The 22,974-nt window shown below is 53.0% G+C and carries 15 protein-coding genes, 1 tRNA gene, 3 rRNA genes and 1 other annotated feature; of the genes, 9 read left to right on the forward strand and 10 right to left on the reverse strand.

The annotated features are described in order from the left end of the window. Positions 1 to 42 precede the first annotated feature (42 nt). From pheA to bamD, 4 genes are all read right to left on the reverse strand, one after another. Positions 43 to 1,203 carry a bifunctional chorismate mutase/prephenate dehydratase gene (pheA, locus tag ACP3TC_RS04145; RefSeq protein WP_313853380.1) on the reverse strand — a complete coding sequence of 387 codons (1,161 nt, stop codon included), beginning with the start codon at positions 1,201 to 1,203 and terminating at the stop codon, positions 43 to 45. A 22-nt stretch (positions 1,204 to 1,225) separates the two neighbouring features. Then, positions 1,226 to 1,350: a sequence feature (Phe leader region), on the reverse strand. Further along, a complete protein-coding gene (locus tag ACP3TC_RS04150; RefSeq protein WP_313857788.1) occupies positions 1,302 to 1,349 on the reverse strand; it encodes a hypothetical protein in 48 nt (15 codons plus the stop codon). (Overlaps the previous feature by 48 nt.) A gap of 93 nt (positions 1,351 to 1,443) precedes the next feature. Then, a complete protein-coding gene (gene raiA, locus ACP3TC_RS04155; RefSeq protein WP_313853379.1) occupies positions 1,444 to 1,779 on the reverse strand; it encodes a ribosome-associated translation inhibitor RaiA in 336 nt (111 codons plus the stop codon). 268 nt (positions 1,780 to 2,047) lie between these two features. Then, a complete protein-coding gene (gene bamD / locus ACP3TC_RS04160) occupies positions 2,048 to 2,779 on the reverse strand; it encodes an outer membrane protein assembly factor BamD (RefSeq protein ID WP_313853378.1) in 732 nt (243 codons plus the stop codon). 130 nt (positions 2,780 to 2,909) lie between these two features. Between bamD and rluD the strand changes: the two genes are divergently transcribed. The 8 genes from rluD to ACP3TC_RS04200 all read left to right on the forward strand — a co-directional run bounded on the left by rluD (position 2,910) and on the right by ACP3TC_RS04200 (position 14,367). Then, the gene (gene rluD / locus ACP3TC_RS04165; RefSeq protein WP_313853377.1) at positions 2,910 to 3,890 is read left to right on the forward strand and encodes a 23S rRNA pseudouridine(1911/1915/1917) synthase RluD; all 981 of its coding nucleotides are present in this window, start codon (positions 2,910 to 2,912) and stop codon (positions 3,888 to 3,890) included. Next, entirely contained in the window at positions 3,887 to 4,618 is a 732-nt protein-coding gene (yfiH, locus tag ACP3TC_RS04170) for a purine nucleoside phosphorylase YfiH (protein ID WP_426817572.1), read from the forward strand. Before rluD ends, yfiH begins: the two co-directional genes overlap by 4 nt. 114 nt (positions 4,619 to 4,732) lie before the next feature. Next, positions 4,733 to 7,318: an ATP-dependent chaperone ClpB gene (gene clpB / locus ACP3TC_RS04175; protein WP_313853375.1), complete on the forward strand. Its 2,586-nt coding sequence runs from the start codon at positions 4,733 to 4,735 to the stop codon at positions 7,316 to 7,318. 472 nt (positions 7,319 to 7,790) lie between these two features. Continuing rightward, positions 7,791 to 9,333, forward strand: a 16S ribosomal RNA gene (locus tag ACP3TC_RS04180). A gap of 88 nt (positions 9,334 to 9,421) precedes the next feature. After that, positions 9,422 to 9,496, forward strand: a tRNA-Glu gene (locus ACP3TC_RS04185). 209 nt (positions 9,497 to 9,705) lie between these two features. Further along, a 23S ribosomal RNA gene (locus tag ACP3TC_RS04190) occupies positions 9,706 to 12,614 on the forward strand. A gap of 140 nt (positions 12,615 to 12,754) precedes the next feature. Further along, positions 12,755 to 12,870: ribosomal RNA gene (rrf, locus tag ACP3TC_RS04195) — 5S ribosomal RNA — on the forward strand. The 16S, 23S and 5S rRNA genes sit together here with 1 tRNA gene alongside, the layout of an rRNA operon. Before the next feature lie 195 nt (positions 12,871 to 13,065). Next, positions 13,066 to 14,367 (forward strand): MFS transporter, encoded by a 1,302-nt coding sequence (locus tag ACP3TC_RS04200; RefSeq protein WP_426817573.1) that lies wholly within the window; start codon positions 13,066 to 13,068, stop codon positions 14,365 to 14,367. Here the strand turns inward: ACP3TC_RS04200 and ACP3TC_RS04205 are convergent, their stop codons facing one another. From ACP3TC_RS04205 to trxC, 5 genes are all read right to left on the reverse strand, one after another. Next, positions 14,368 to 14,688, reverse strand: coding sequence for a YfiM family lipoprotein (locus tag ACP3TC_RS04205; RefSeq protein WP_313857787.1), 321 nt, complete (start codon positions 14,686 to 14,688; stop codon positions 14,368 to 14,370). A gap of 49 nt (positions 14,689 to 14,737) precedes the next feature. Next, a complete protein-coding gene (gene pssA, locus ACP3TC_RS04210) occupies positions 14,738 to 16,096 on the reverse strand; it encodes a CDP-diacylglycerol--serine O-phosphatidyltransferase (RefSeq protein ID WP_426817574.1) in 1,359 nt (452 codons plus the stop codon). Between the two features lie 96 nt (positions 16,097 to 16,192). Then, positions 16,193 to 18,868: a bifunctional acetate--CoA ligase family protein/GNAT family N-acetyltransferase gene (locus ACP3TC_RS04215; RefSeq protein ID WP_426817575.1), complete on the reverse strand. Its 2,676-nt coding sequence runs from the start codon at positions 18,866 to 18,868 to the stop codon at positions 16,193 to 16,195. A 33-nt stretch (positions 18,869 to 18,901) separates the two neighbouring features. Beyond that, the gene (locus tag ACP3TC_RS04220) at positions 18,902 to 19,603 is read right to left on the reverse strand and encodes a tRNA-uridine aminocarboxypropyltransferase (RefSeq protein ID WP_313853371.1); all 702 of its coding nucleotides are present in this window, start codon (positions 19,601 to 19,603) and stop codon (positions 18,902 to 18,904) included. An 88-nt stretch (positions 19,604 to 19,691) separates the two neighbouring features. Then, complete coding sequence (gene trxC / locus ACP3TC_RS04225; RefSeq protein WP_313853370.1) at positions 19,692 to 20,111, reverse strand: thioredoxin TrxC; 420 nt, start codon at positions 20,109 to 20,111, stop codon at positions 19,692 to 19,694. 206 nt (positions 20,112 to 20,317) lie between these two features. Here trxC and ACP3TC_RS04230 point away from each other — a divergent pair, with 206 nt between their 5' ends. After that, complete coding sequence (locus tag ACP3TC_RS04230; RefSeq protein ID WP_313853368.1) at positions 20,318 to 21,352, forward strand: tRNA/rRNA methyltransferase; 1,035 nt, start codon at positions 20,318 to 20,320, stop codon at positions 21,350 to 21,352. A gap of 78 nt (positions 21,353 to 21,430) precedes the next feature. On the opposite strand, the gene emrB is transcribed toward ACP3TC_RS04230, so the two are convergent. After that, a complete protein-coding gene (emrB, locus tag ACP3TC_RS04235; RefSeq protein WP_313853367.1) occupies positions 21,431 to 22,966 on the reverse strand; it encodes a multidrug efflux MFS transporter permease subunit EmrB in 1,536 nt (511 codons plus the stop codon). Positions 22,967 to 22,974 lie beyond the last annotated feature (8 nt).

Consider the following 22,974-nt stretch of genomic DNA (forward strand, 5'->3'; position numbering starts at 1 on the left):
ATCTCGTGGCCAGCCCTTGCACGGACTGGCCCTTATCGGAAATTATTGCGGATCGACCGGCACTACGTTTTCACCCGGATAACATCCCAACACTTTCAGCGAACGGGTGATTGGTGTCAGCTCCCGCAGCGCCTGCTGCATCTCATCAGAACGCAGATTGCCCTGCACATCGATATAGAACATCTCTTCCCATGGGTTGCCGTTAATTGGCCGTGATTCCAGCTTGCTCATTATCAGGTTGTGCTGGCGCAGCACCAGTAACGCTTCAACTAACGCACCAGCCTGCTGGCCGGTAGCCATAATCAGCGTGGTTTTCGCCGGCACCTGCGGTGATACATCAACCGGCTTACGTGCCAGAATAATGAAGCGGGTAATATTCTGTTGCTGATTAGCCAGATCGCGTTCCAGTACCTGCAAGTTATACAGCTCACCGCCCGCCTCACTGCCCAGCGCTGCTACTTTCGGCGAGTTCATCTCTGCCACTTTCTCCATCGCGGCAGCAGTGCTTTCGGTGTACTCAATTTTCCAGTGCGGGAAGCGATTAATAAACTGGCTGCACTGCTGGAATGGCTGCGGATGGCTGTAAACAGTTTCAATTTGCTGCAAATCAGTGGTGCCGGATACCAGCACGCAGTGGTTAATCGGCACGGTCATTTCACCGACGATAGACAGACTGGTCTGCTGTAGCAGGTCGTAGACATCATTGATGGAGCCGGAGCTGGTATTCTCGATCGGCAGCACGGCGTAATCGGCCTGGCCGGTCTCTACCTGATTAATGATGTCATGAAATTTCAGGCAACCGCTTTCAATAAACTGTTCAAAGTGACGCGCAGCGTAACGACGCGCGGCAAGATGTGAATAAGAGCCTTTCGGGCCGAGGAAAGCGATGCGCGCTGAATGCGCATTGGTCTGATTAAGATGCTTTTGCAGCAGCGCCTGCTGCGTCAGCACCGAGTCTTCAATGATTTGTTGAAACAGGCGGGTGATGTAATGCGCATCAAGCTGGTGGCTCTTACCAAGGGTTATCAGATGTTCCAGCAGATTGCGCTCACGGTCGATATCACGAATCGGCCGCTGGGTTGCCATTTTTGCCTTCGCCACGTCAATTGCCAGTCCGCGGCGCTCGGCAAGTAGCGCTAATAGTTTTTCATCAACGGCGCTGATTTTATCGCGCAGGGCTAACAGAGGGTTTTCGGTGTTCATTATCGCTACCTGTCAGATATCCAAAAAAAAAGCCTCCCGTTTGGGAGGCTTTGTTGTTCGTCTTCGCATTCATTCTCACACGACGAATTGCCTCCCATTCAGGGGAAGGTAAAAAAGAATGCGAAGAAAAACGTTTGGGGTTTCATGGTGATTTCCGTAAATGTCGAACGGTTACAGTAACCGCTGCAATTTATTTCTGTCAATAAAAAACGCGCCCGCAGGCGCGTCGATAACAGCTAATTACTCTTCTTGTTCAACAACGCTCAGGTCTTTGACACTGGCCACCGCGCGGCGGGCTTCGCCTTTGTGCTGGACTTTATTCAGCTGGCGTTCCAGTTTATTAATCAAATCGTTGATTGCCGCATACATATCTTCGTTTTTAGCGCTGGCAATCAGGGGACCATTTGGCGTGTTAATGGTAGCATCAGCGACAAATTCCTTCGGCTCTTTCGAAAGAACAATGTGCGGATTAATCAGATGGGTTTGCCACTTTTCTAACTTGGCGAGACGGTCTTCGACATGCTGGCGGATGGCCGGCGTGATATCCATTTGCTTACTGGTAATGTTCAGAACCATAGTACTTACCTCTCTGTCATTTCCGTCTTGGTGAGTCCAGCATAGCGCGAAAAACATCAAGATGTGTGATTCAAATCACGAAAATTTGTCACTTTTTGTCAATCAGCTGAAATCTGTGATGTTGGCTAATAAATCTGGCGACAGAGCTTGCCGGAGCCGGTTTAACGGGGCATTATTGATAGGTTAACCTGGCTGAAAAATGTGGCGATTGATGTTTTTATGGCCAATAAAAAGGCAGCCAACAGGCTGCCTTTTTTGTCTCAGCAATTTACGCCGGGTTAGCTGCAATCAGCTTCGCGACTTTATCCGCTTCAGCGTTCAACTCCAGCTTACGGTAAGCATTTTCCATTAACGGCAGAGCGGCACGGGTCGCCTCAGTGTCCGGATAATCTTTCATCATCTGCTCAACGCGATTAACTACAGCGACATATGCCCCACGCTTAGTATAGAATTGCGCCACCGACAGCTCATACTTGGCCAGGCGATCTTTCAGATACACCAGACGCTTGCGTGAATCAGTAGCATACTGGCTGTTCGGATAGCCGCGCAGCAGTTGTGAGAAGTCACGGAAAGCATTACGTGCATGTTCAGGATCGCGGTCAGAACGATCAACACCGAAGAAGCCTTGCAGCGCGGAATCATCCAGCGCCATATCCGTCAGACCTCTCATGTAAATGACATAGTCGATGTTCGGATGGGTAGGATTCAGTCGCATAAAGCGATCGATTGCGGCCTGCGCCAGCGGTAAATCGGCATTTTTGTAGTAAGCGTAGATCAGATCTAGCTGAACTTGCTGGGAGTAAGGGCCGAACGGATAGCGGTTATCGAGCGCTTCCAGTTGCGTTATTGCTCCTTTAAAGTTACCGTCCTGCAGTTTTTGCTGGGCCGTAGCGTAAAGCTCAGATGGTGGACTGTCAGGAACCACATCCTTGGAGCTGGAACAACCAACCAGTGCCAGGCTCAACGTGGCCGCAGCCACCAGATATTTCATACGCGTCATGACGATTTGATTATCCTCAGAGTGTTATTGCGGAAGCTGTCCGTTAAGCTCCCTTTAGTGACCAGGTACGATAGCACATTATATTAAACGGCATCGCCGTGAAAACCCAACGTTAACGAAGAAGCTGTTTATGGCACAACAAGTACAACTCACCGCAACGGTGTCCGAATCACAACTCGGACAACGCTTAGATCAGGCTTTAGCGGAAATGTTCCCTGATTATTCACGTTCTCGCATAAAAGAATGGATCCTTGACCGTCGTGTGATGGTTAACGGCAACGTGGTCGATAAGCCGAAAGAAAAAGTGCTGGGTGGCGAAAAGGTCGCTATCAACGCTGAGATTGAAGAAGAAGCACGCTGGGAAGCGCAGGATATCGCGCTGAACATCGTCTATGAAGATGATGACATCCTGGTGATTAATAAACCACGCGACCTGGTGGTTCACCCTGGCGCAGGCAATCCTGACGGCACGGTGCTGAATGCTTTACTGCATTATTATCCGGCTATTGCCGACGTGCCTCGTGCCGGTATCGTCCACCGTCTCGACAAAGATACCACTGGTTTAATGGTGGTGGCAAAAACTGTCCCGGCGCAGACGCACCTGGTAGAAGCGCTGCAACTGCGTGAAATTACTCGTGAATATGAAGCGGTAGCCATTGGCACGATGACAGCAGGCGGTTCGGTTAACGAGCCTATCAGCCGTCACTCGACCAAGCGAACTCATATGGCGGTGCATCCGATGGGGAAACCAGCGACCACGCATTATCGTATTATGGAGCATTTCCGTGCCCATACGCGCCTGCGTTTGCGCCTTGAAACCGGCCGTACTCACCAGATCCGCGTACATATGGCGCATATCGCCCATCCGCTGGTGGGCGATCAGCTGTATGGCGGTCGTCCGCGCCCACCGAAAGGGGCATCGGATGCTTTTATCAGTACGCTGCGTCAGTTTGATCGCCAGGCGCTGCACGCAACTATGCTGCGTCTGTATCATCCGATCACCGGTATCGAAATGGAATGGCATGCTCCGTTGCCGCAGGATATGGTCGATCTTATCGACGCATTGAAAGCCGATACGGAAGAGTTTAAGGATCAGCTGGACTGGCTATGAGTGAACTGATTATTCCCGACTGGCCTGCACCGGCCAATGTGCGCGCCTGTTCAACTACCCGTTCTGGCGGCTTCAGCCACGCGCCATGGGATGCAATGAATCTGGGATCGCACGTTGGGGATGATGAGTTAACTGTGCAAGCCAATCGCCAGCGCCTTATGGCGATGGCGGAGTTACCTGCGATGCCGGTCTGGCTTGAGCAGGTACACGGCACTGACGTGCTGCGTCTGGACGGTAATGTACCGGCGTCACTGCGTGCCGATGCGGCGTGGAGCGATCGCCAGGGTACGGTTTGTGCTGCGATGACGGCAGATTGTTTACCGGTACTGTTTTGTTCTCAGGACGGCAAGCAAGTCGCTGCAGCCCATGCCGGATGGCGCGGGCTGTGTGCGGGCGTATTAGAGGCGACGCTGGCGAACTTCTCCTGTCCTGCCAGTGAAATTCACGCCTGGCTGGGACCGGCTATCGGACCCGATGCCTTTGAGGTCGGGAGCGAGGTGTACCATGCCTTTGTCTCTCAGAATCAGCAGGCTGCTGCGGCATTTAAACCCGTTGGCGAGAAGTATTATGCTGATATCTGGCTGCTGGCGCGTCAGCGCCTGGAGGCGCAGGGTATTCGTTCAGTCAGCGGTGGAGGTCTGTGTACCCTGACGCAGGCTGAACAATTTTTCTCCTTTCGACGCTATGGCGTCACCGGCCGCCTGGCAAGTTTGATCTGGCTGATATAACCTGTAGTTTCAAGACGATCCAGTTAGCGTATTTTTTCGCCTGATATTTAAGGTCATTAACCTTGAAAAATTTGAGGGATGACCTCATTTAATCTCCAGTAGCATTTTGACCTTATGGGAGGAATTATGCGTCTGGATCGTCTTACTAACAAATTCCAGCTGGCACTCGCCGACGCTCAGTCACTCGCACTTGGGCGCGACAACCAATTTATCGAACCTTTGCATCTGATGAGCACTCTGCTTAATCAGGAAGGCGGATCGGTGCGTCCGCTACTCACCACTGCAGGCGTAGATGTCGCCTCGTTGCGTAACGGTATTGAGCAGGCGATTAGCCGCTTACCGCAGGTGGAAGGCACCGATGGCGATGTGCAACCTTCGGCCGACCTGGTCCGGGTTCTTAATCTTTGTGACAAGCTGGCGCAAAAGCGCGGCGACAACTTTATATCATCTGAATTATTTGTTCTGGCAGCACTCGACTCGCGCGGCTCGGTAGCGGATTTACTGAAATCTGCGGGCGCAACCAGCGAAAAGCTGACGAAGGCCATTGAGCAAATGCGTGGAGGGGAAAGCGTGAACGATCAAGGGGCTGAAGATCAGCGCCAGGCTTTGAAAAAATACACTATCGATCTGACTGAGCGTGCTGAACAGGGCAAACTCGATCCGGTGATTGGCCGTGACGAAGAGATTCGTCGCACTATTCAGGTGTTGCAGCGTCGCACCAAAAATAACCCGGTACTGATCGGTGAACCCGGCGTGGGTAAAACCGCCATCGTTGAAGGACTGGCGCAGCGTATTATCAATGGCGAAGTGCCGGAAGGTCTGAAAGGACGTCGGGTGCTGGCGCTGGATATGGGCGCGCTGGTGGCGGGAGCCAAATATCGCGGTGAATTTGAGGAGCGCCTGAAAGGCGTGCTTAATGACCTGTCTAAACAGGAAGGTAATGTCATCCTGTTTATTGACGAACTCCATACCATGGTCGGCGCCGGTAAAGCCGATGGCGCGATGGATGCCGGCAATATGCTGAAACCTGCGCTGGCGCGTGGTGAACTTCACTGCGTGGGTGCCACCACGCTGGATGAGTACCGGCAGTACATCGAAAAAGATGCTGCGCTGGAGCGTCGTTTCCAGAAAGTGTTTGTCGCAGAACCGAGTGTTGAAGACACCATCGCTATTCTGCGTGGGCTGAAAGAACGCTACGAGCTGCACCATCATGTGCAGATCACCGATCCGGCCATCGTGGCAGCGGCCACGTTGTCGCACCGATATATCGCCGATCGCCAGCTGCCGGATAAAGCCATCGACCTGATAGATGAAGCGGCTTCGAGCATTCGTATGCAAATCGACTCCAAGCCAGAATCACTCGATCGCCTTGAGCGCCGTATTATTCAGCTTAAGCTTGAACAGCAGGCGCTGAAAAAAGAATCAGATGATGCCAGCATTAAACGTTTAGAAATGCTGGAAGATGAGCTGGGCCAGAAAGAACGCGAATACTCTGAGCTGGAAGAGGAGTGGAAAGCGGAGAAAGCCTCGCTTTCTGGAACGCAGACGATTAAAGCCGAACTTGAGCAGGCGAAATTGTCGCTGGAGCAGGCGCGTCGTGTTGGTGACCTGGGGAAAATGTCCGAACTGCAATACGGGCAGATTCCTGAGCTGGAAAAACAACTGGCATCGGCCACCCAGTCTGAAGGCAAAACCATGCGTTTATTACGCAACCGCGTAACCGATGTTGAGATTGCCGATGTGCTGGCACGCTGGACCGGGATTCCGGTGGCACGCATGATGGAAGGTGAGCGCGATAAACTGCTGCGCATGGAGCACGACCTTCATCAGCGGGTGATTGGACAAAACGAAGCGGTTGAAGCGGTTTCTAATGCGATTCGTCGCAGCCGGGCCGGCTTAGCCGATCCGAATCGCCCAATTGGTTCATTCCTGTTCCTCGGCCCAACGGGTGTCGGTAAAACCGAGTTGTGTAAAGCGCTGGCTAACTTCCTGTTCGACAGCGATGACGCGATGGTGCGTATCGATATGTCCGAGTTTATGGAAAAACACTCAGTGTCACGTCTGGTGGGCGCGCCTCCAGGTTATGTTGGTTATGAAGAAGGTGGCTACCTTACTGAAGCGGTGCGTCGTCGTCCTTATTCAGTGATTCTGCTCGACGAAGTAGAGAAGGCGCATCCGGATGTGTTCAACATCCTGTTGCAGGTACTGGATGATGGTCGCCTGACGGACGGACAGGGCAGAACGGTCGACTTCCGTAATACCGTGGTCATTATGACGTCGAATCTTGGTTCGGATCTGATTCAGGAACGTTTCGGTGATTTGGACTATCCGGAAATGAAAGATTTGGTGATGTCGGTCGTTGCGCACCACTTCCGTCCTGAGTTTATTAACCGTGTTGACGAGCTGGTGGTGTTCCATCCATTGGGTGAGCAGCATATTGCGTCGATTGCCAAAATCCAGCTCCAGCGTCTTTATCAGCGTCTGGAAGATCGTGGCTTTACTCTGCACATCTCAGATGAAGCGTTGCAGCTGCTTGGCGAGAACGGTTATGACCCGGTTTACGGTGCACGACCTTTGAAACGCGCTATTCAGCAGCAAATTGAGAACCCGCTGGCGCAGCAGATTCTCTCCGGAGCGTTGATTCCGGGTAAAACTATCGAGATGATAGTGAAAGATGGCGTGATTGTTGCTCATCAATAAACAGAGAGTACTGATAAAAACGGGCCGTTAAGGCCCGTTTTGGTATGTTAATCACACGATATGCAGCAAATTACAGCGGGTGTGATTGAAAACTGAGCGTCTGAACAATTATTTCAATTTAGTACTTGTCACCCGTCAGAAACTCCCTATAATGCGCCTCCACTGACACGGAACAACGGCTTACCAGCCACGGTGTTGAGAGGTTCAGGAAGTTCTGAACCGCCGGAGAAAAACTTCTGAAAAAGAGGTTGACTCTGAAGGAGGAAAGCGTAATATACGCCACCTCGCAACAGCAAGCCAAATCGCTGATTGCACTGCTCTTTAACAATTTATCAGACAATCTGTGTGGGCACTCGCAGGGTTGATATCGCAAACCATCCTCGGATGGAAAAAATTTGAAATATCAAGTCTCAAGAGTGACTACTATATTCATTACGAATAACAGTTTTAATTCTTTGAGCATCAAGCTTTTTAATTGAAGAGTTTGATCATGGCTCAGATTGAACGCTGGCGGCAGGCCTAACACATGCAAGTCGAACGGTAGCACAGGGGAGCTTGCTCCCTGGGTGACGAGTGGCGGACGGGTGAGTAATGTCTGGGGATCTGCCCGATGGAGGGGGATAACTACTGGAAACGGTAGCTAATACCGCATAACGTCGCAAGACCAAAGTGGGGGACCTTCGGGCCTCACACCATCGGATGAACCCAGATGGGATTAGCTAGTAGGTGGGGTAACGGCTCACCTAGGCGACGATCCCTAGCTGGTCTGAGAGGATGACCAGCCACACTGGAACTGAGACACGGTCCAGACTCCTACGGGAGGCAGCAGTGGGGAATATTGCACAATGGGCGCAAGCCTGATGCAGCCATGCCGCGTGTATGAAGAAGGCCTTCGGGTTGTAAAGTACTTTCAGCGGGGAGGAAGGGATGAGGGTTAATAACCTTCGTCATTGACGTTACCCGCAGAAGAAGCACCGGCTAACTCCGTGCCAGCAGCCGCGGTAATACGGAGGGTGCAAGCGTTAATCGGAATTACTGGGCGTAAAGCGCACGCAGGCGGTTTGTTAAGTCAGATGTGAAATCCCCGGGCTCAACCTGGGAACTGCATTTGAAACTGGCAAGCTTGAGTCTCGTAGAGGGGGGTAGAATTCCAGGTGTAGCGGTGAAATGCGTAGAGATCTGGAGGAATACCGGTGGCGAAGGCGGCCCCCTGGACGAAGACTGACGCTCAGGTGCGAAAGCGTGGGGAGCAAACAGGATTAGATACCCTGGTAGTCCACGCCGTAAACGATGTCGACTTGGAGGTTGTGCCCTTGAGGCGTGGCTTCCGGAGCTAACGCGTTAAGTCGACCGCCTGGGGAGTACGGCCGCAAGGTTAAAACTCAAATGAATTGACGGGGGCCCGCACAAGCGGTGGAGCATGTGGTTTAATTCGATGCAACGCGAAGAACCTTACCTGGCCTTGACATCCACGGAATTCGGCAGAGATGCCTTAGTGCCTTCGGGAACCGTGAGACAGGTGCTGCATGGCTGTCGTCAGCTCGTGTTGTGAAATGTTGGGTTAAGTCCCGCAACGAGCGCAACCCTTATCCTTTGTTGCCAGCGAGTAATGTCGGGAACTCAAAGGAGACTGCCGGTGATAAACCGGAGGAAGGTGGGGATGACGTCAAGTCATCATGGCCCTTACGGCCAGGGCTACACACGTGCTACAATGGCGCATACAAAGAGAAGCGACCTCGCGAGAGCAAGCGGACCTCATAAAGTGCGTCGTAGTCCGGATCGGAGTCTGCAACTCGACTCCGTGAAGTCGGAATCGCTAGTAATCGTAGATCAGAATGCTACGGTGAATACGTTCCCGGGCCTTGTACACACCGCCCGTCACACCATGGGAGTGGGTTGCAAAAGAAGTAGGTAGCTTAACCTTCGGGAGGGCGCTTACCACTTTGTGATTCATGACTGGGGTGAAGTCGTAACAAGGTAACCGTAGGGGAACCTGCGGTTGGATCACCTCCTTACCTATGTGAAGATACCCGCGCAGTGCCCACACAGATTGTCTGATGAAAAAGTAATGAGCAAGGCGCCTGCGAAGTCGCGACACCCCGTGTCCCCTTCGTCTAGCGGTTAGGACTCCGCCCTTTCACGGCGGCAACAGGGGTTCGAATCCCCTAGGGGACGCCACTTGCTTGGTGACAGGTGAAAGGTGTCGCTGAAAATATCTTAAAGCTGACTTTCGAGTCAGGTTTTAAGATATTGCTCTTTAACAATCCGGAACAAGCTGAAAATTGAAACGACGCGTCGTCTCATTTCTCCGTAATAAGAAATGAATCGCGATGTGTTCGAGTCTCTCAAATGCTTACAGCCGCAGTGGAAACACTTGTGGGTTGTGAGGTTAAGCGACTAAGCGTACACGGTGGATGCCCTGGCAGTCAGAGGCGATGAAGGGCGTGCTAATCTGCGATAAGCGACGGTAAGCCGATATGAGGCGCTACAACCGTCGATACCCGAATGGGGAAACCCAATGCAATTCGTTGCATTATCATTAAGTGAATACATAGCTTAATGAGGCGAACCTGGGGAACTGAAACATCTAAGTACCCAGAGGAAAAGAAATCAACCGAGATTCCCCCAGTAGCGGCGAGCGAACGGGGAACAGCCCAGAACCTGAATCAGTTTGTGCAGCAGTGGAAGCCTCTGGAAAGTGGCGCGATACAGGGTGATAGCCCCGTACACGAAGCTGCACTTATTGTGAGTTCGATGAGTAGGGCGGGACACGTGACATCCTGTCTGAATATGGGGGGACCATCCTCCAAGGCTAAATACTCCTGACTGACCGATAGTGAACCAGTACCGTGAGGGAAAGGCGAAAAGAACCCCGGCGAGGGGAGTGAAACAGAACCTGAAACCGTGTACGTACAAGCAGTGGGAGCCTTGATTTATCAGGGTGACTGCGTACCTTTTGTATAATGGGTCAGCGACTTATATTCTGTAGCAAGGTTAACCGTATAGGGGAGCCGCAGGGAAACCGAGTCTTAACTGGGCGTTAAGTTGCAGGGTATAGACCCGAAACCCGGTGATCTAGCCATGGGCAGGTTGAAGGTTGGGTAACACTAACTGGAGGACCGAACCGACTAATGTTGAAAAATTAGCGGATGACTTGTGGCTGGGGGTGAAAGGCCAATCAAACCGGGAGATAGCTGGTTCTCCCCGAAAGCTATTTAGGTAGCGCCTCGTGAACTCATCTCCGGGGGTAGAGCACTGTTTCGGCTAGGGGGCCATCCCGGCTTACCAACCCGATGCAAACTGCGAATACCGGAGAATGTTATCACGGGAGACACACGGCGGGTGCTAACGTCCGTCGTGAAGAGGGAAACAACCCAGACCGCCAGCTAAGGTCCCAAAGTCATGGTTAAGTGGGAAACGATGTGGGAAGGCACAGACAGCCAGGATGTTGGCTTAGAAGCAGCCATCATTTAAAGAAAGCGTAATAGCTCACTGGTCGAGTCGGCCTGCGCGGAAGATGTAACGGGGCTAAACCATGCACCGAAGCTGCGGCAGCGACACTATGTGTTGTTGGGTAGGGGAGCGTTCTGTAAGCCGTCGAAGGTGGACTGTGAGGTCTGCTGGAGGTATCAGAAGTGCGAATGCTGACATAAGTAACGATAAAGCGGGTGAAAAGCCCGCTCGCCGGAAGACCAAGGGTTCCTGTCCAACGTTAATCGGGGCAGGGTGAGTCGACCCCTAAGGCGAGGCTGAAAAGCGTAGTCGATGGGAAACAGGTTAATATTCCTGTACTTGGTGTTACTGCGAAGGGGGGACGGAGAAGGCTAGGTTATCCGGGCGACGGTTGTCCCGGTTTAAGCGTGTAGGCTTGCATTCCAGGCAAATCCGGAATGCTCTAAGGCTGAGGCGTGATGACGAGCCACCACGGTGGTGAAGTAACTGATGCCATGCTTCCAGGAAAAGCCTCTAAGCTCCAGGTAACACGAAATCGTACCCCAAACCGACACAGGTGGTCAGGTAGAGAATACCAAGGCGCTTGAGAGAACTCGGGTGAAGGAACTAGGCAAAATGGTGCCGTAACTTCGGGAGAAGGCACGCTGGCGCGTAGGTGAAGGGACTTGCTCCCGGAGCTGAAGCCAGTCGAAGATACCAGCTGGCTGCAACTGTTTATTAAAAACACAGCACTGTGCAAACACGAAAGTGGACGTATACGGTGTGACGCCTGCCCGGTGCCGGAAGGTTAATTGATGGGGTTATCCGCAAGGAGAAGCTCTTGATCGAAGCCCCGGTAAACGGCGGCCGTAACTATAACGGTCCTAAGGTAGCGAAATTCCTTGTCGGGTAAGTTCCGACCTGCACGAATGGCGTAATGATGGCCAGGCTGTCTCCACCCGAGACTCAGTGAAATTGAACTCGCTGTGAAGATGCAGTGTACCCGCGGCAAGACGGAAAGACCCCGTGAACCTTTACTACAGCTTGACACTGAACATTGAGCCTTGATGTGTAGGATAGGTGGGAGGCTTTGAAGCGTGGACGCTAGTCTGCGTGGAGCCAACCTTGAAATACCACCCTTTAATGTTTGATGTTCTAACCTGGCGCCGTAATCCGGCGTGGGGACAGTGTCTGGTGGGTAGTTTGACTGGGGCGGTCTCCTCCTAAAGAGTAACGGAGGAGCACGAAGGTCAGCTAATCACGGTCGGACATCGTGAGGTTAGTGCAATGGCATAAGCTGGCTTGACTGCGAGAGTGACGGCTCGAGCAGGTGCGAAAGCAGGTCATAGTGATCCGGTGGTTCTGAATGGAAGGGCCATCGCTCAACGGATAAAAGGTACTCCGGGGATAACAGGCTGATACCGCCCAAGAGTTCATATCGACGGCGGTGTTTGGCACCTCGATGTCGGCTCATCACATCCTGGGGCTGAAGTAGGTCCCAAGGGTACGGCTGTTCGCCGTTTAAAGTGGTACGCGAGCTGGGTTTAGAACGTCGTGAGACAGTTCGGTCCCTATCTGCCGTGGGCGCTGGAGAATTGAGAGGGGCTGCTCCTAGTACGAGAGGACCGGAGTGGACGCATCACTGGTGTTCGGGTTGTCATGCCAATGGCATTGCCCGGTAGCTAAATGCGGAAAAGATAAGCGCTGAAAGCATCTAAGCGCGAAACTTGCCTCGAGATGAATTCTCCCTGACTCCTTGAGGGTCCTGAAGGGACGTTGAAGACTACGACGTTGATAGGCCGGGTGTGTAAGCGCAGCGATGCGTTGAGCTAACCGGTACTAATGACCCGTGAGGCTTAACCTTACAACGCCAGAAGTGTTTTGGTGGTTGTGTGTGAGAGAACCATCAATTTCAGCTTGTTCATACGGATTAAAGAATTTGCAGAAACGAAAGATTTTGTGCTGGTTAAGCGCAAAAGATTCGTTTCACGCACAAAGAATTTGCCTGGCGGCTTTAGCGCGGTGGTCCCACCTGACCCCATGCCGAACTCAGAAGTGAAACGCCGTAGCGCCGATGGTAGTGTGGGGTCTCCCCATGCGAGAGTAGGGAACTGCCAGGCATCAAATTGTGATAACCCCCAGCGTAAGCTGGGGGTTTTTTGCGTTTAAAGCCCCTCAGTAATTTTCTTCCGGAAACCCCGCCTGCTTCACAAAACTTCAGCTAAAAATACAAAACATTTACTTAACAATCGTTGTAATGCTTTACTGAACCCTTTGGCGCTGAAGATCAGCAAGGAAAATAAGAGGGTGATTAAATGGCTGAGGTAGCAACAGGGCAGGAAAAGCAGCCGGAATCGGCAGAGCAGACGAAAAAACGTATCTGGGCGATTGTTGGCGCTTCATCGGGGAACCTGGTCGAGTGGTTCGATTTCTATGTTTATTCATTCTGCTCACTCTATTTTGCGCATATTTTCTTCCCGGCAGGGGATACCACCACTCAGTTAGTGCAAACCGCAGGGGTATTTGCCGCCGGCTTTCTGATGCGCCCAATTGGCGGTTGGTTATTTGGTTATATTGCCGACAAGCATGGGCGTAAAACCTCAATGCTGATATCGGTTTGCATGATGTGCTTTGGATCTCTGGTAATTGCCTGTTTACCGGGTTACGCCACATTGGGAATTTGGGCACCGATACTGCTGCTGCTGGCGCGACTGTTTCAGGGGCTTTCAGTCGGTGGCGAGTACGGCACCAGTGCCACCTATATGAGTGAAGTGGCGGTGGAAGGGCGTAAAGGTTTCTATGCCTCATTTCAGTATGTCACGCTGATTGGTGGTCAGCTGATGGCCCTGCTAACGGTGGTTGTTCTGCAACACATTCTTTCAGACGAAGATCTTCGTAGTTGGGGCTGGCGTATCCCGTTTGCGATAGGCGCGGCATTGGCGATTGTCGCGCTGTATCTGCGTCGTTCGCTTAATGAAACCTCCGATGATAAAACGCGTGCACATAAAGACGCTGGCAGCCTGCGCGGCCTGTGGAAGCATCGCCGCGCCTTTATTATGGTACTGGGATTCACAGCGGGCGGCTCACTAAGCTTTTATACCTTTACCACCTATATGCAGAAATACCTGGTGAATACTTCCGGGATGGATGCGAAGACCGCCAGCGGATTAATGACGGCAGCGCTATTTGTCTTTATGTTAGTGCAGCCGCTGATTGGCGCCTTATCGGATAAAATCGGACGCCGTAGCTCCATGCTGATCTTCGGTGGCTTTGCGGCGCTGCTTACGGTGCCAATTCTGACGGTACTACAAAGTGTTAACAGCACATGGATTGCCTTTGCGCTGGTCATGCTCGCGCTGTTAATCACCAGCTTCTACACCTCCATCAGTGGTATTCTGAAGGCTGAGATGTTTCCACCGGAAGTGCGCGCACTGGGTGTGGGTCTGTCCTATGCGGTGGCGAATGCTATCTTTGGTGGATCGGCGGAATATGTTGCGCTGTCACTGAAAGCGGCAGGTAATGAAACCAGTTTCTTCTGGTATGTGTCGGTTATGGGTGCGGTAGCATTTTTAGTGTCGCTGATGCTGCATCGCAGAGGAAAGGGCATCAAGCTCTGATTATTGTCCGAGATTCCATAATGCATAGCCGGTGGCAGCACCGGCTACATCCCAGGCAAAATCCTTCCAGCTCCAGCCGGTTCCTGTTGCGCGGCTGTCATATAACTCTTTAGCGGCTCCAAGACTGATGGCGAACATCAGGCCAAAGGTATTGCTGCGTGTATCGCTCCAGTGCTGTTTCTGCCCATACTCATTACCGGCGGCAGAGAGCACTGCCGAAGCGATAAAGTGCTGAGCTTTATCTTTACCGGTCCACTGGTCCTGCGCCATATGGCTACAGCCTGAACAGAAAATAACGGCGATAATCAGATATTTAATCATCATCAGCCCAATAAAAAGCCCCGTCAGATCGCGGGGCTTACAGCATTAATCAGAGGATCCGGCTAATTAGCCGATCGATACGAATGCGGCGTAAGCGGCGAATCAGCTTCCGCACTTTAACCGGATATTCCGCAATACTGTCCAGATCGCGGAAGTGTTTGACTACCGTCGTATGCGTGCGGATTAACGCCAGTTCGCGTTCTCGCTGTTCTGCCAGCTGCTGCAGCGGATCGTGGATCAACACTGCGTTTTCCAGATCCAGTCGCCATGCGCGCGGATTGAGGTTATTTCCGGTAATCAGCATCCATTCGTCATCCACCCACATACCTTTCAAATGATAGCTGTTTTCACCATCTTTCCACAGTCTGACCGTCAGCTGGCCACTGGTCACATAGTATTGCAGCCGACTCAGGAAACGACGCAAATTGATTTCATACAGATAAGGCAACGCGCCGATAATCTTAAATGGCTGATCTTCCGGGATGTAAAAATCGTTAGCGGTCTTATCACCGATTATGATTTCCACTTCTTTCCCCTGGCGCAGCAGATAAATAATGTTGCGCACCAGCAGCGCTGGCAGATTGAAGTAAGGGGTGCAGAGCGTCAGTTTCTGCTCGGCGCACGGCATCAGATGGTAGATGGTCTTGTTCAGCAGACTACGCTTGCCGAGGCCTACTAATGGCGTGACCGCCAGCTGTTCATTGTTAGCATCACCGATAAAATGATAGTCATAACCACGCAGGTCCTGGCGGAACTGGCGGGTCTCATTTTTAATTTCCGGGCTTTTAGGACGCTCGTGCTGGTCGAGGCGATGAACCGCATCTGCCGCTTTAAGATTATTGTCGATCCAGGCCAGCATGGTATCTGTCAGCCGGGCATTGCGGATTAGCTGATAGCGGTCATAGCGATATTTGTCGTGCTGATGCAGATAGACGTCGTTGATACTGGCACCGCTATACAGCAGAGTATCGTCAATGATAAACCCTTTAAGGTGCAGCACGCCAAGCGCTTCGCGGGTATTGACCGGAATGCCATAAACCGGAATGGCAATATCGGGATTCTGATCGGCCATCTCACAGTACCAGTCGGCATTAGTCGCCGCTGCTGCCGCACCAATTCGCCCGCGCTGTGCACGATGCCAGTCAACCAGTACGCTTATCTCAAGCTCCGGGCGTGCGCGTTTCGCAGCATAGAGCGCTGACATAACGCCGCGACCGCCATCGTCATTTTCCAGATAGAGCGCCACAATGCAGATGCGACGCGTTGCAGCCGCAATTTTTTCCAGCAATGTTTCACGAAAATCTGCCGGCGAAAATAGCGTTGTTACATCAGCAACTGACTGGGACAGTTTTGGCAGTTGAGCAAGGTGTTGTTGGTGTTTATTGCGCTTAAATTTAGACAACATCACAGTGCGCTTCTTCTCTATTCATTGAGTGGCCTTTTGCCATTAAATCATGGCTGTAACCGACAATATTACCATCAACCGCAGCGGAAGGCGTTAATTTTACCTTTCTCTACAAGGTTCGGATATTGCTGGCGTGAGTGGTAAAGCCAGGCTGACAATTCCATCTTCCAGCTGCACATCGACGGAGAATCCCAGCTTGCGTGCCAGTGAAATCATTCCGCGATTACCCGGCATGGTAATGCCGTTCAGCTGCAGCAGGCCATGTTCGCGAGTGTAGGCGATCATTTTTTCCAGCAGACGACGTCCGAGCCCCAGCCCCTTGAGATCGGAACGCACCAGTACCGAGAACTCGGCGTCAGTATTGTCCGCATCGGAGATTGCCCGCGTAACGCCAATAATCTCATTCTCGCCCTGATGCTGACGTATCGCGACGATCGCCATTTCACGATCGTAGTCGATCTGCGTCATGTTGGCTAAGTCATCGTGGGTGAACTCGTTGATCTCACTAAAGTAACGGTAGTAAAGATCCTCTTTGGTTACCAGGGCAATAAAGCGCCGTAGCAGGGGTTCATCTTCCGGCAGGATCGGGCGAAACAGACAACGCTGGCCATTTTTCATCTCGACCAGCTCTTCCAGCGCATGCGGATAAGGGCGAATCGCCAGGCGAGCTTCGGCATCCCCGGTAAAGGGTACCAGCTGCATTGTCACATCGAGCAGGGTGAATTCATCGCCGGCTGCCAGTAGCGGATGAATATCAAGTTTATGGATATCAGGGCAATCGACTATCAGGTTGGATACCTGCACCAGCACCTGACTGATACCGGCGATATCCAGTGGACGCAATGCGCTGCGCCCGCGAATTTTGCCGCTGTTGATGGCCTGAATGACCAGGTAGCGTGCCAGCGTCATATTCAGCGGCGGTAGTGCGACCACTGCCTGGCGATCGGCATGCCACGCGATGCCGCCTTCACCCAGCAGGATAATCGGGCCAAACAGCGGATCCTGCTCGACCACTATGCGTAACTCCTGTGCGCCTGCGCGATTGGCCATGCTTTGTACCTGCAGACCATGAATGCGTGCTTGCGGCCAGGCCTGTTTCACGCGGTCAATAATTGCATCGGCGGCCTGTTGAACTTCACTGGCGGTCCGCAGATAGAGCATTACGCCCTGAACTTCTGATTTATGCGGGATATCAGGCGAACGCAGCTTCAATGCTACCGGATAGCCAATTTGCCCGGCGATATGCACCGCTTCGACACTGTCATTCGCAATCCAGGTCGGCAAAGTACTCAGCCCATAGGCTTGCAGTATCGACTGAACTTCATGGGTATCCAGTGTAGTCGGACCGGCGTTTAGCGCCTGCTGAATAAGCTGATGGGCATAAGCAGTATCCTGCTGCAAATTCGGCGGGAGTGCCGGTGTCTCGCGCAGCTGCTTCTGGTTGCGTCGGTATTCCACCATATGCATAAAGGCGGTAATGGTGCCTTCCGGGGTGCGGTAAGTGGGAATCCCGGCATCGCTGAATGCCCGTCGGGCTTGCATTGATGAGTGCTCACCGCACCAGTTCGTCAGTATAGTGACGGCATTGCCGCGTGAATGCTGTTTGATGCCGTCAATTAACCGCTGCGCTGTCACGGTGGCTGGAGCCACCGCACTCGGGGCATGGACAACCATCAGAGCATCAAAATCATGGCTGTCCAGCAACAAGTTTAGGGTGTGCTGATAGTGCTCGGGCGCGGCATCATCTTTTAGATCGAGCGGATTACCAGGCGTGATGCCTTCCGGCAGCGCGGCAGCCAAAGCAGCGAGCGTGCTGTCGCTAAGCTGGGCCAGCTTACCTTTACGCGCATCAAGTGCATCAAGTGCCAGCGCGGCAGGAGCCGCACCGTTACTGACGATCATCAGGCGTTCGCCACGAAGCGGGCGCATATGGCTCAGGGTTTCGACCGCTGAAAATAACTCATGGGTATCCTGTACGCGCAGTAATCCGGCACGCTGAATCGCGGCATCCCAGGCAGCATCGAGTCCCGGATGGGTTTTTAACAGCAGCTGCGCCTGCGCGCTACGACCACTTTTGATCACCAGGATCGGTTTATTACGAGAGGCGCTGCGCGCTGCCGAGACAAAGCGGCGTGCGTCGCTCAGATGTTCAAGATACAGCAAGATGGCGCTGGTTTTACCGTCGCGAGCGAGGAAGTCGAGCAGGTCATCGGCATCAATATCCAGGCTGTCACCCAGCGCGATAAACCAGGAGAAGCCCAGCTGGCGCTGTTGCGCCCAGTCAAGAATGGTATTGGATACCGCTGCCGACTGCGAAATAAATGCCAGCTTCCCTTTCTCAATCGGTACCGGGGAAAAACTGGCATTCAGCCCCTGCCAGGGGGCCAGCAATCCAAGGCTGTTAGGCCCAAGCAAGCGGATTTGCCACTGGCTGGCACAGGCTTTCAACGCAGTAAGCTGGCTTTCAGGAGCGGAGAGAATAATGCAGGCTTTGCAGCCGCGTTCTCCCAGTTGTTGCAATAAACTGAGATTACGGCTGGCGTTGGTACAGATAATCGCCAGGTCGGGTGCCAGCGGCAGGCTGGCGATATCGGGCCAGGCGAGCACGCCGCACACTGCTTTATATTGTGGCGTAACCGGCAGAATCGGGCCGCTGAAGTTGCCATTGAGCAGATTGCGCATCATCAGGTAACCGGCACGCTGCGGTTTTATTGATGCGCCGATTACCGCAATCGATTTTGGACGTAACAGCGCTTCCAGCCCACGTTGGCTCATTTCCTGCTCCCGAAGAAATTGATTAGCCTGATTCTAAACGTTTTCGATCGCTTCTGCCGTGAGATGGATTGGATGATGAGGTTTTCCTGCCAGATAACGTTGGCGGAACAAGTTGAAGTGATCGGCCAGCGCCTGGGAAGCGGCGTTGTCACCGGCCTGTGCTAATAATTCGGCAGCGACTTCTGCGGTGCAGTGTTGTCCGGCGCCGTGCGCTTCCCGCAGCGTATAATTGGAGGGGGTAGTCAGCGTCAGCGACATCACCGGCAGGCGGTCGAGCCAGGGGCTTTTACGAAACATTTTTCGCGCTTCGGTCCAGGTGCCATCCAGCATAATAAACAGCGGCGGTTTTCCAGTTAGCGGCGGGGCGTTGAGTATTGGACGTCCGGCATCAGCATAAGACTCGGGAAACACCACCATCGGCTGTACGTCCGGGTTCTGTACCGCGGCGAGCAGCGCCGGATCAGGCTCGGTGCGCGACCAGCCAAAAGCCTCGGTATCCGGCAGAATATCGGCAATCAGCCGACCGGTATTGCTGGGTTTCATTGGCTCGGTGTCGAACATCACCAGACAGAAACGACTACGTGCAGGTTGAGGCGAGATGGTCGCGCACAGGCAGTTTTTCTGCGGCAGCAGGCAACGCTGGCAGCGGATAGTGCGGTTTCCACGAGCGAGAAAAGGGCGGGTGGCGCGGGCGAGACGCTCAGCGCGTAAACGAAGGACGGCGTTTTCGATCATAAGGTGATATCTGAGGAAAACCCCATATTAGCCGAAAACCATCGACAAACGTAGGGCGGTTTTTACACCGCCCGTGATGGTGCTTAAATCAGAGTGATTCATCCAGCCATGCAGAGAATGGCGCTTTAGGCATTGCGCCATTCAGCATATCGACCATCTGGCCCTGCTTAAACAGCATAATGGTTGGAATACTGCGGATGCGAAAGCGTGCGCTCAGCTCAGGCTGCGCTTCGGTATTCACTTTTATGAAGCGGACTTTGCCACTGCGTTCTGCCGCCACGTCTTCATAAACCGGCGCGAAGTTTACGCAAGGGCCACACCACGGCGCCCAAAAATCGACCACTACCGGCAGGTCGTCCTGCAGATATTTATCAAATGTCTCAGTGGTGGCGTTAATCACTTCACCGTCGAATAACTCGCTACCGCAACGACCGCATTTGGCATTATCAGTGATACGCTCTTCCGGAACGCGATTCGTTGCCTGGCATGATGCACAAACCGTATTCATTGTTCACCTCTAAAATTTGGTTATTGGTGAGCGTTTACTTACCGCTCTTCACATTTCTTAGGCTAATTATCGATCGGGCTGGTCACATCAACAACGTGGAATACTCAATGGGTATAATAGTTAATAGCTTTTGGTGGAAGTTAATAGCTTAGCGTGGTCACATCAGGTAATCTGCGCGCTTCGCGCTCAGCCAGGTGGAGGAAAAGATGAACGACGAATTTAAAGGTAAAAGCGGCAAAGTCAAAGTGATGTATGTCCGCGGTGATGACGAGAATGAAAAGCGTGGCAGCGGTAATCCACGTACCGGTAAAGGTGGCCGTCCGGCCGCATCTCGTCAGGATGGCAATCGTCGTCCTTCCCGAAATGCTGATGATAAGCCCCGCGGCGGGCGCGATAGCGGTCATAGTGACTCGCCATGGCGCACGGTTTCACGTGCTCCAGCAGATGATAATAAGCCCGATCACGGTGGTATCAGCGGGAAAAGTTATATCGATCCAGAGCAGCTGCGCCGTCAGCGCATGGAAGAAACCCGCGTGTATGGCGAAAATGCCTGTCAGGCGCTGTTTCAAAGCCGTCCTGAATGCATCGTGCGTGCGTGGTTTGTTCAGGAAGTTACGCCACGTTTTCGTGAAGCATTGCGCTGGATGGCAGCCAACCGTAAAGCCTACCATGTGGTAGACGAAGCGGAACTGGCAAAAGCATCTGGCACTGAACACCACGGTGGTGTTTGCTTCCTGATTAAGAAGCGCTCTGGTATGCCGGTGAGCGAGTGGTTATCTACCGCTGGCGAAAAAGATTGTGTGCTGGCGCTGGAAGATATCGGCAATCCGCATAACCTCGGTGGCATTATGCGCAGCTGCGCCCACTTTGGTGCTAAAGGATTGCTGGTGGATGACGCGTCATTGCTGGAGTCCGGTGCGGCTGTTCGTACCGCCGAAGGTGGTGCGGAGCATGTGCAGGCAATCAGCGGCGAGAGCTTTGTTGCCGGTCTGGATGCATTCCGTAAAGCGGGTTACACCATTGTCACCACTTCCAGCCATAAAGGTACGCCGCTGGCGAAAGCACAGCTGCCAGCCAAAGTGGTACTGGTATTGGGACAGGAGCGTGATGGCCTGTCAGACAGCGCATGGCAGCAGGGCGATCTTAGCGTGTCGATTGGCGGAACCGGGAAGGTGGAAAGCCTGAACGTTTCCGTTGCGACGGGCGTGCTGTTAGCAGAATGGTGGCGTCAGAATAGCTAATTGACTATCTGGCTGGCCATTTTGGGCTTGCATGACCAATAAAAAACGGGCTTTCGCCCGTTTTTTTATAGCTGAAAATCAGTGCGCGCCACCGCCGCCGCTGCCGGAACCAAACGGCGGACGGGCAAACCACACCAGCACCAGCAGAATCAAAAACACGCCCGCTGAAGCCCAGAAGATCTCATTAGCAGAAATAATCAGCCCCTGATTGGTAATCTGCTGCGCGATCCAGGCGGAAGCCTGCTGCTGCGTCATGCCGAGCTGTTCCAGTTGCCGGTAGGTCTCCTGCGAGTTGAGGTTATAAGGATTAATCGACTCGGTCAGATAACTGTGGTGCATCGACTCGCGGTTAGTCCACAAGGTGGTGGTGATCGAGGTGCCAATCGAACCGGCAAGAGTTCGGGTAAAGTTCGACAAGCTCGATGCTGCCGCCAGCCGCTCAGGCGGTAAGCCTGAAAGGGTAATGGTAGTCAGTGGCATAAAGAAGCAGGCTACCGCAAAACCCTGAATAAACTGCGGCCACGCGGACGCGCCAAAATCCATACCCGGCTCGAAGGTGTAAGCGCGCCAGTAGAAGCAGACGGCATACATAATAAAGCTGAAGGTAACCAGCCGGCGCATATCGAGCTTATGGGCAAAACGACCAATAATCGGCGACAAAATCACCGGAATAATTCCCACCGGTGCCGATGCCAGACCCGCCCAGGTGGCGGTATAGCCGTAGACCTCCTGCAATAGCTGCGGCAGCAGGACTATTGAGCCGAAATACAGCATATAAGCCAGGCTGATCGACAGACAACCGATAGTAAAGTTGCGTGATTTAAACAGCGACAGATCGACTATCGGGTTATCGTCGGTCAACTCCCATACCAGCAATGCCACCAGCGAGATCACCGCCACCACTGCGAGGATGATTATCTCCGTCGAGCTAAACCAGTCCAGCTCTTTACCCTGATCGAGCATGACCTGCAGGCAGCCGACTCCCAACACCAGTAGTACCAGCCCGACGGTATCAATCGGTCTGATTTCGGTTTTGGTTTCGCGGCTGCGCAGCGTTTGCAGTGCCAGCATCACCACCACCGCACCAATCGGCACGTTGATAAAGAAGATCCAACCCCAGTGATAGTTATCGCTAATCCAGCCGCCGAGTATCGGGCCGCAGATTGGCGCAACAATCACCGTCATCGCCCAAAGTGACAGGGCAATGCTGCGCTTGGCGGGCGGATAGTTACTTAACAATAAGCTCTGGGACAGCGGAATCAGCGGGCCGGCAACAACGCCCTGAATTACGCGGAAAAAGATCAGCATGCCGAGGCTGTCTGCCATTCCACACAGCCATGAGGCTACCGCAAAAGCAGCGGTAGACCACAGGAACAGTTTGACCTCACCGACCCGTTTCGCCAGCCAGCCGGTGATCGGAATCGAGATAGCGTTGGCGACGCCAAACGAGGTGATCACCCAGGTGCCCTGAGAGTTAGAGGCACCAAGATTACCGGCAATCGTTGGGATTGCCACGTTAGCGATGGTGGAGTCCAGAACCTGCATAAACGTCGCCAGTGACAAGGCGATGGTCATCAGAACCAGCTGGGCTCCCTCAAGCGGTTTTTGTGCCATAACAGACT

Source organism: Winslowiella sp. 2C04, from assembly GCF_050037805.1.
Classification (GTDB): Bacteria; Pseudomonadota; Gammaproteobacteria; order Enterobacterales; family Enterobacteriaceae; genus Erwinia; species Erwinia toletana_A.

Coding starts and splice junctions, on each gene's coding strand:
- pheA (WP_313853380.1), bottom strand. CDS start 1,203: ATGAACACCGAAAACCCTCTGTTAGCCCTGCGCGATAAAATCAGCGCC.
- raiA (WP_313853379.1), bottom strand. CDS start 1,779: ATGGTTCTGAACATTACCAGTAAGCAAATGGATATCACGCCGGCCATC.
- bamD (WP_313853378.1), bottom strand. CDS start 2,779: ATGACGCGTATGAAATATCTGGTGGCTGCGGCCACGTTGAGCCTGGCA.
- rluD (WP_313853377.1), top strand. CDS start 2,910: ATGGCACAACAAGTACAACTCACCGCAACGGTGTCCGAATCACAACTC.
- yfiH (WP_426817572.1), top strand. CDS start 3,887: ATGAGTGAACTGATTATTCCCGACTGGCCTGCACCGGCCAATGTGCGC.
- clpB (WP_313853375.1), top strand. CDS start 4,733: ATGGGAGGAATTATGCGTCTGGATCGTCTTACTAACAAATTCCAGCTG.
- ACP3TC_RS04200 (WP_426817573.1), top strand. CDS start 13,066: ATGGCTGAGGTAGCAACAGGGCAGGAAAAGCAGCCGGAATCGGCAGAG.
- ACP3TC_RS04205 (WP_313857787.1), bottom strand. CDS start 14,688: ATGATTAAATATCTGATTATCGCCGTTATTTTCTGTTCAGGCTGTAGC.
- ACP3TC_RS04215 (WP_426817575.1), bottom strand. CDS start 18,868: ATGAGCCAACGTGGGCTGGAAGCGCTGTTACGTCCAAAATCGATTGCG.
- ACP3TC_RS04220 (WP_313853371.1), bottom strand. CDS start 19,603: ATGATCGAAAACGCCGTCCTTCGTTTACGCGCTGAGCGTCTCGCCCGC.
- trxC (WP_313853370.1), bottom strand. CDS start 20,111: ATGAATACGGTTTGTGCATCATGCCAGGCAACGAATCGCGTTCCGGAA.
- ACP3TC_RS04230 (WP_313853368.1), top strand. CDS start 20,318: ATGAACGACGAATTTAAAGGTAAAAGCGGCAAAGTCAAAGTGATGTAT.
- emrB (WP_313853367.1), bottom strand. CDS start 22,966: ATGGCACAAAAACCGCTTGAGGGAGCCCAGCTGGTTCTGATGACCATC.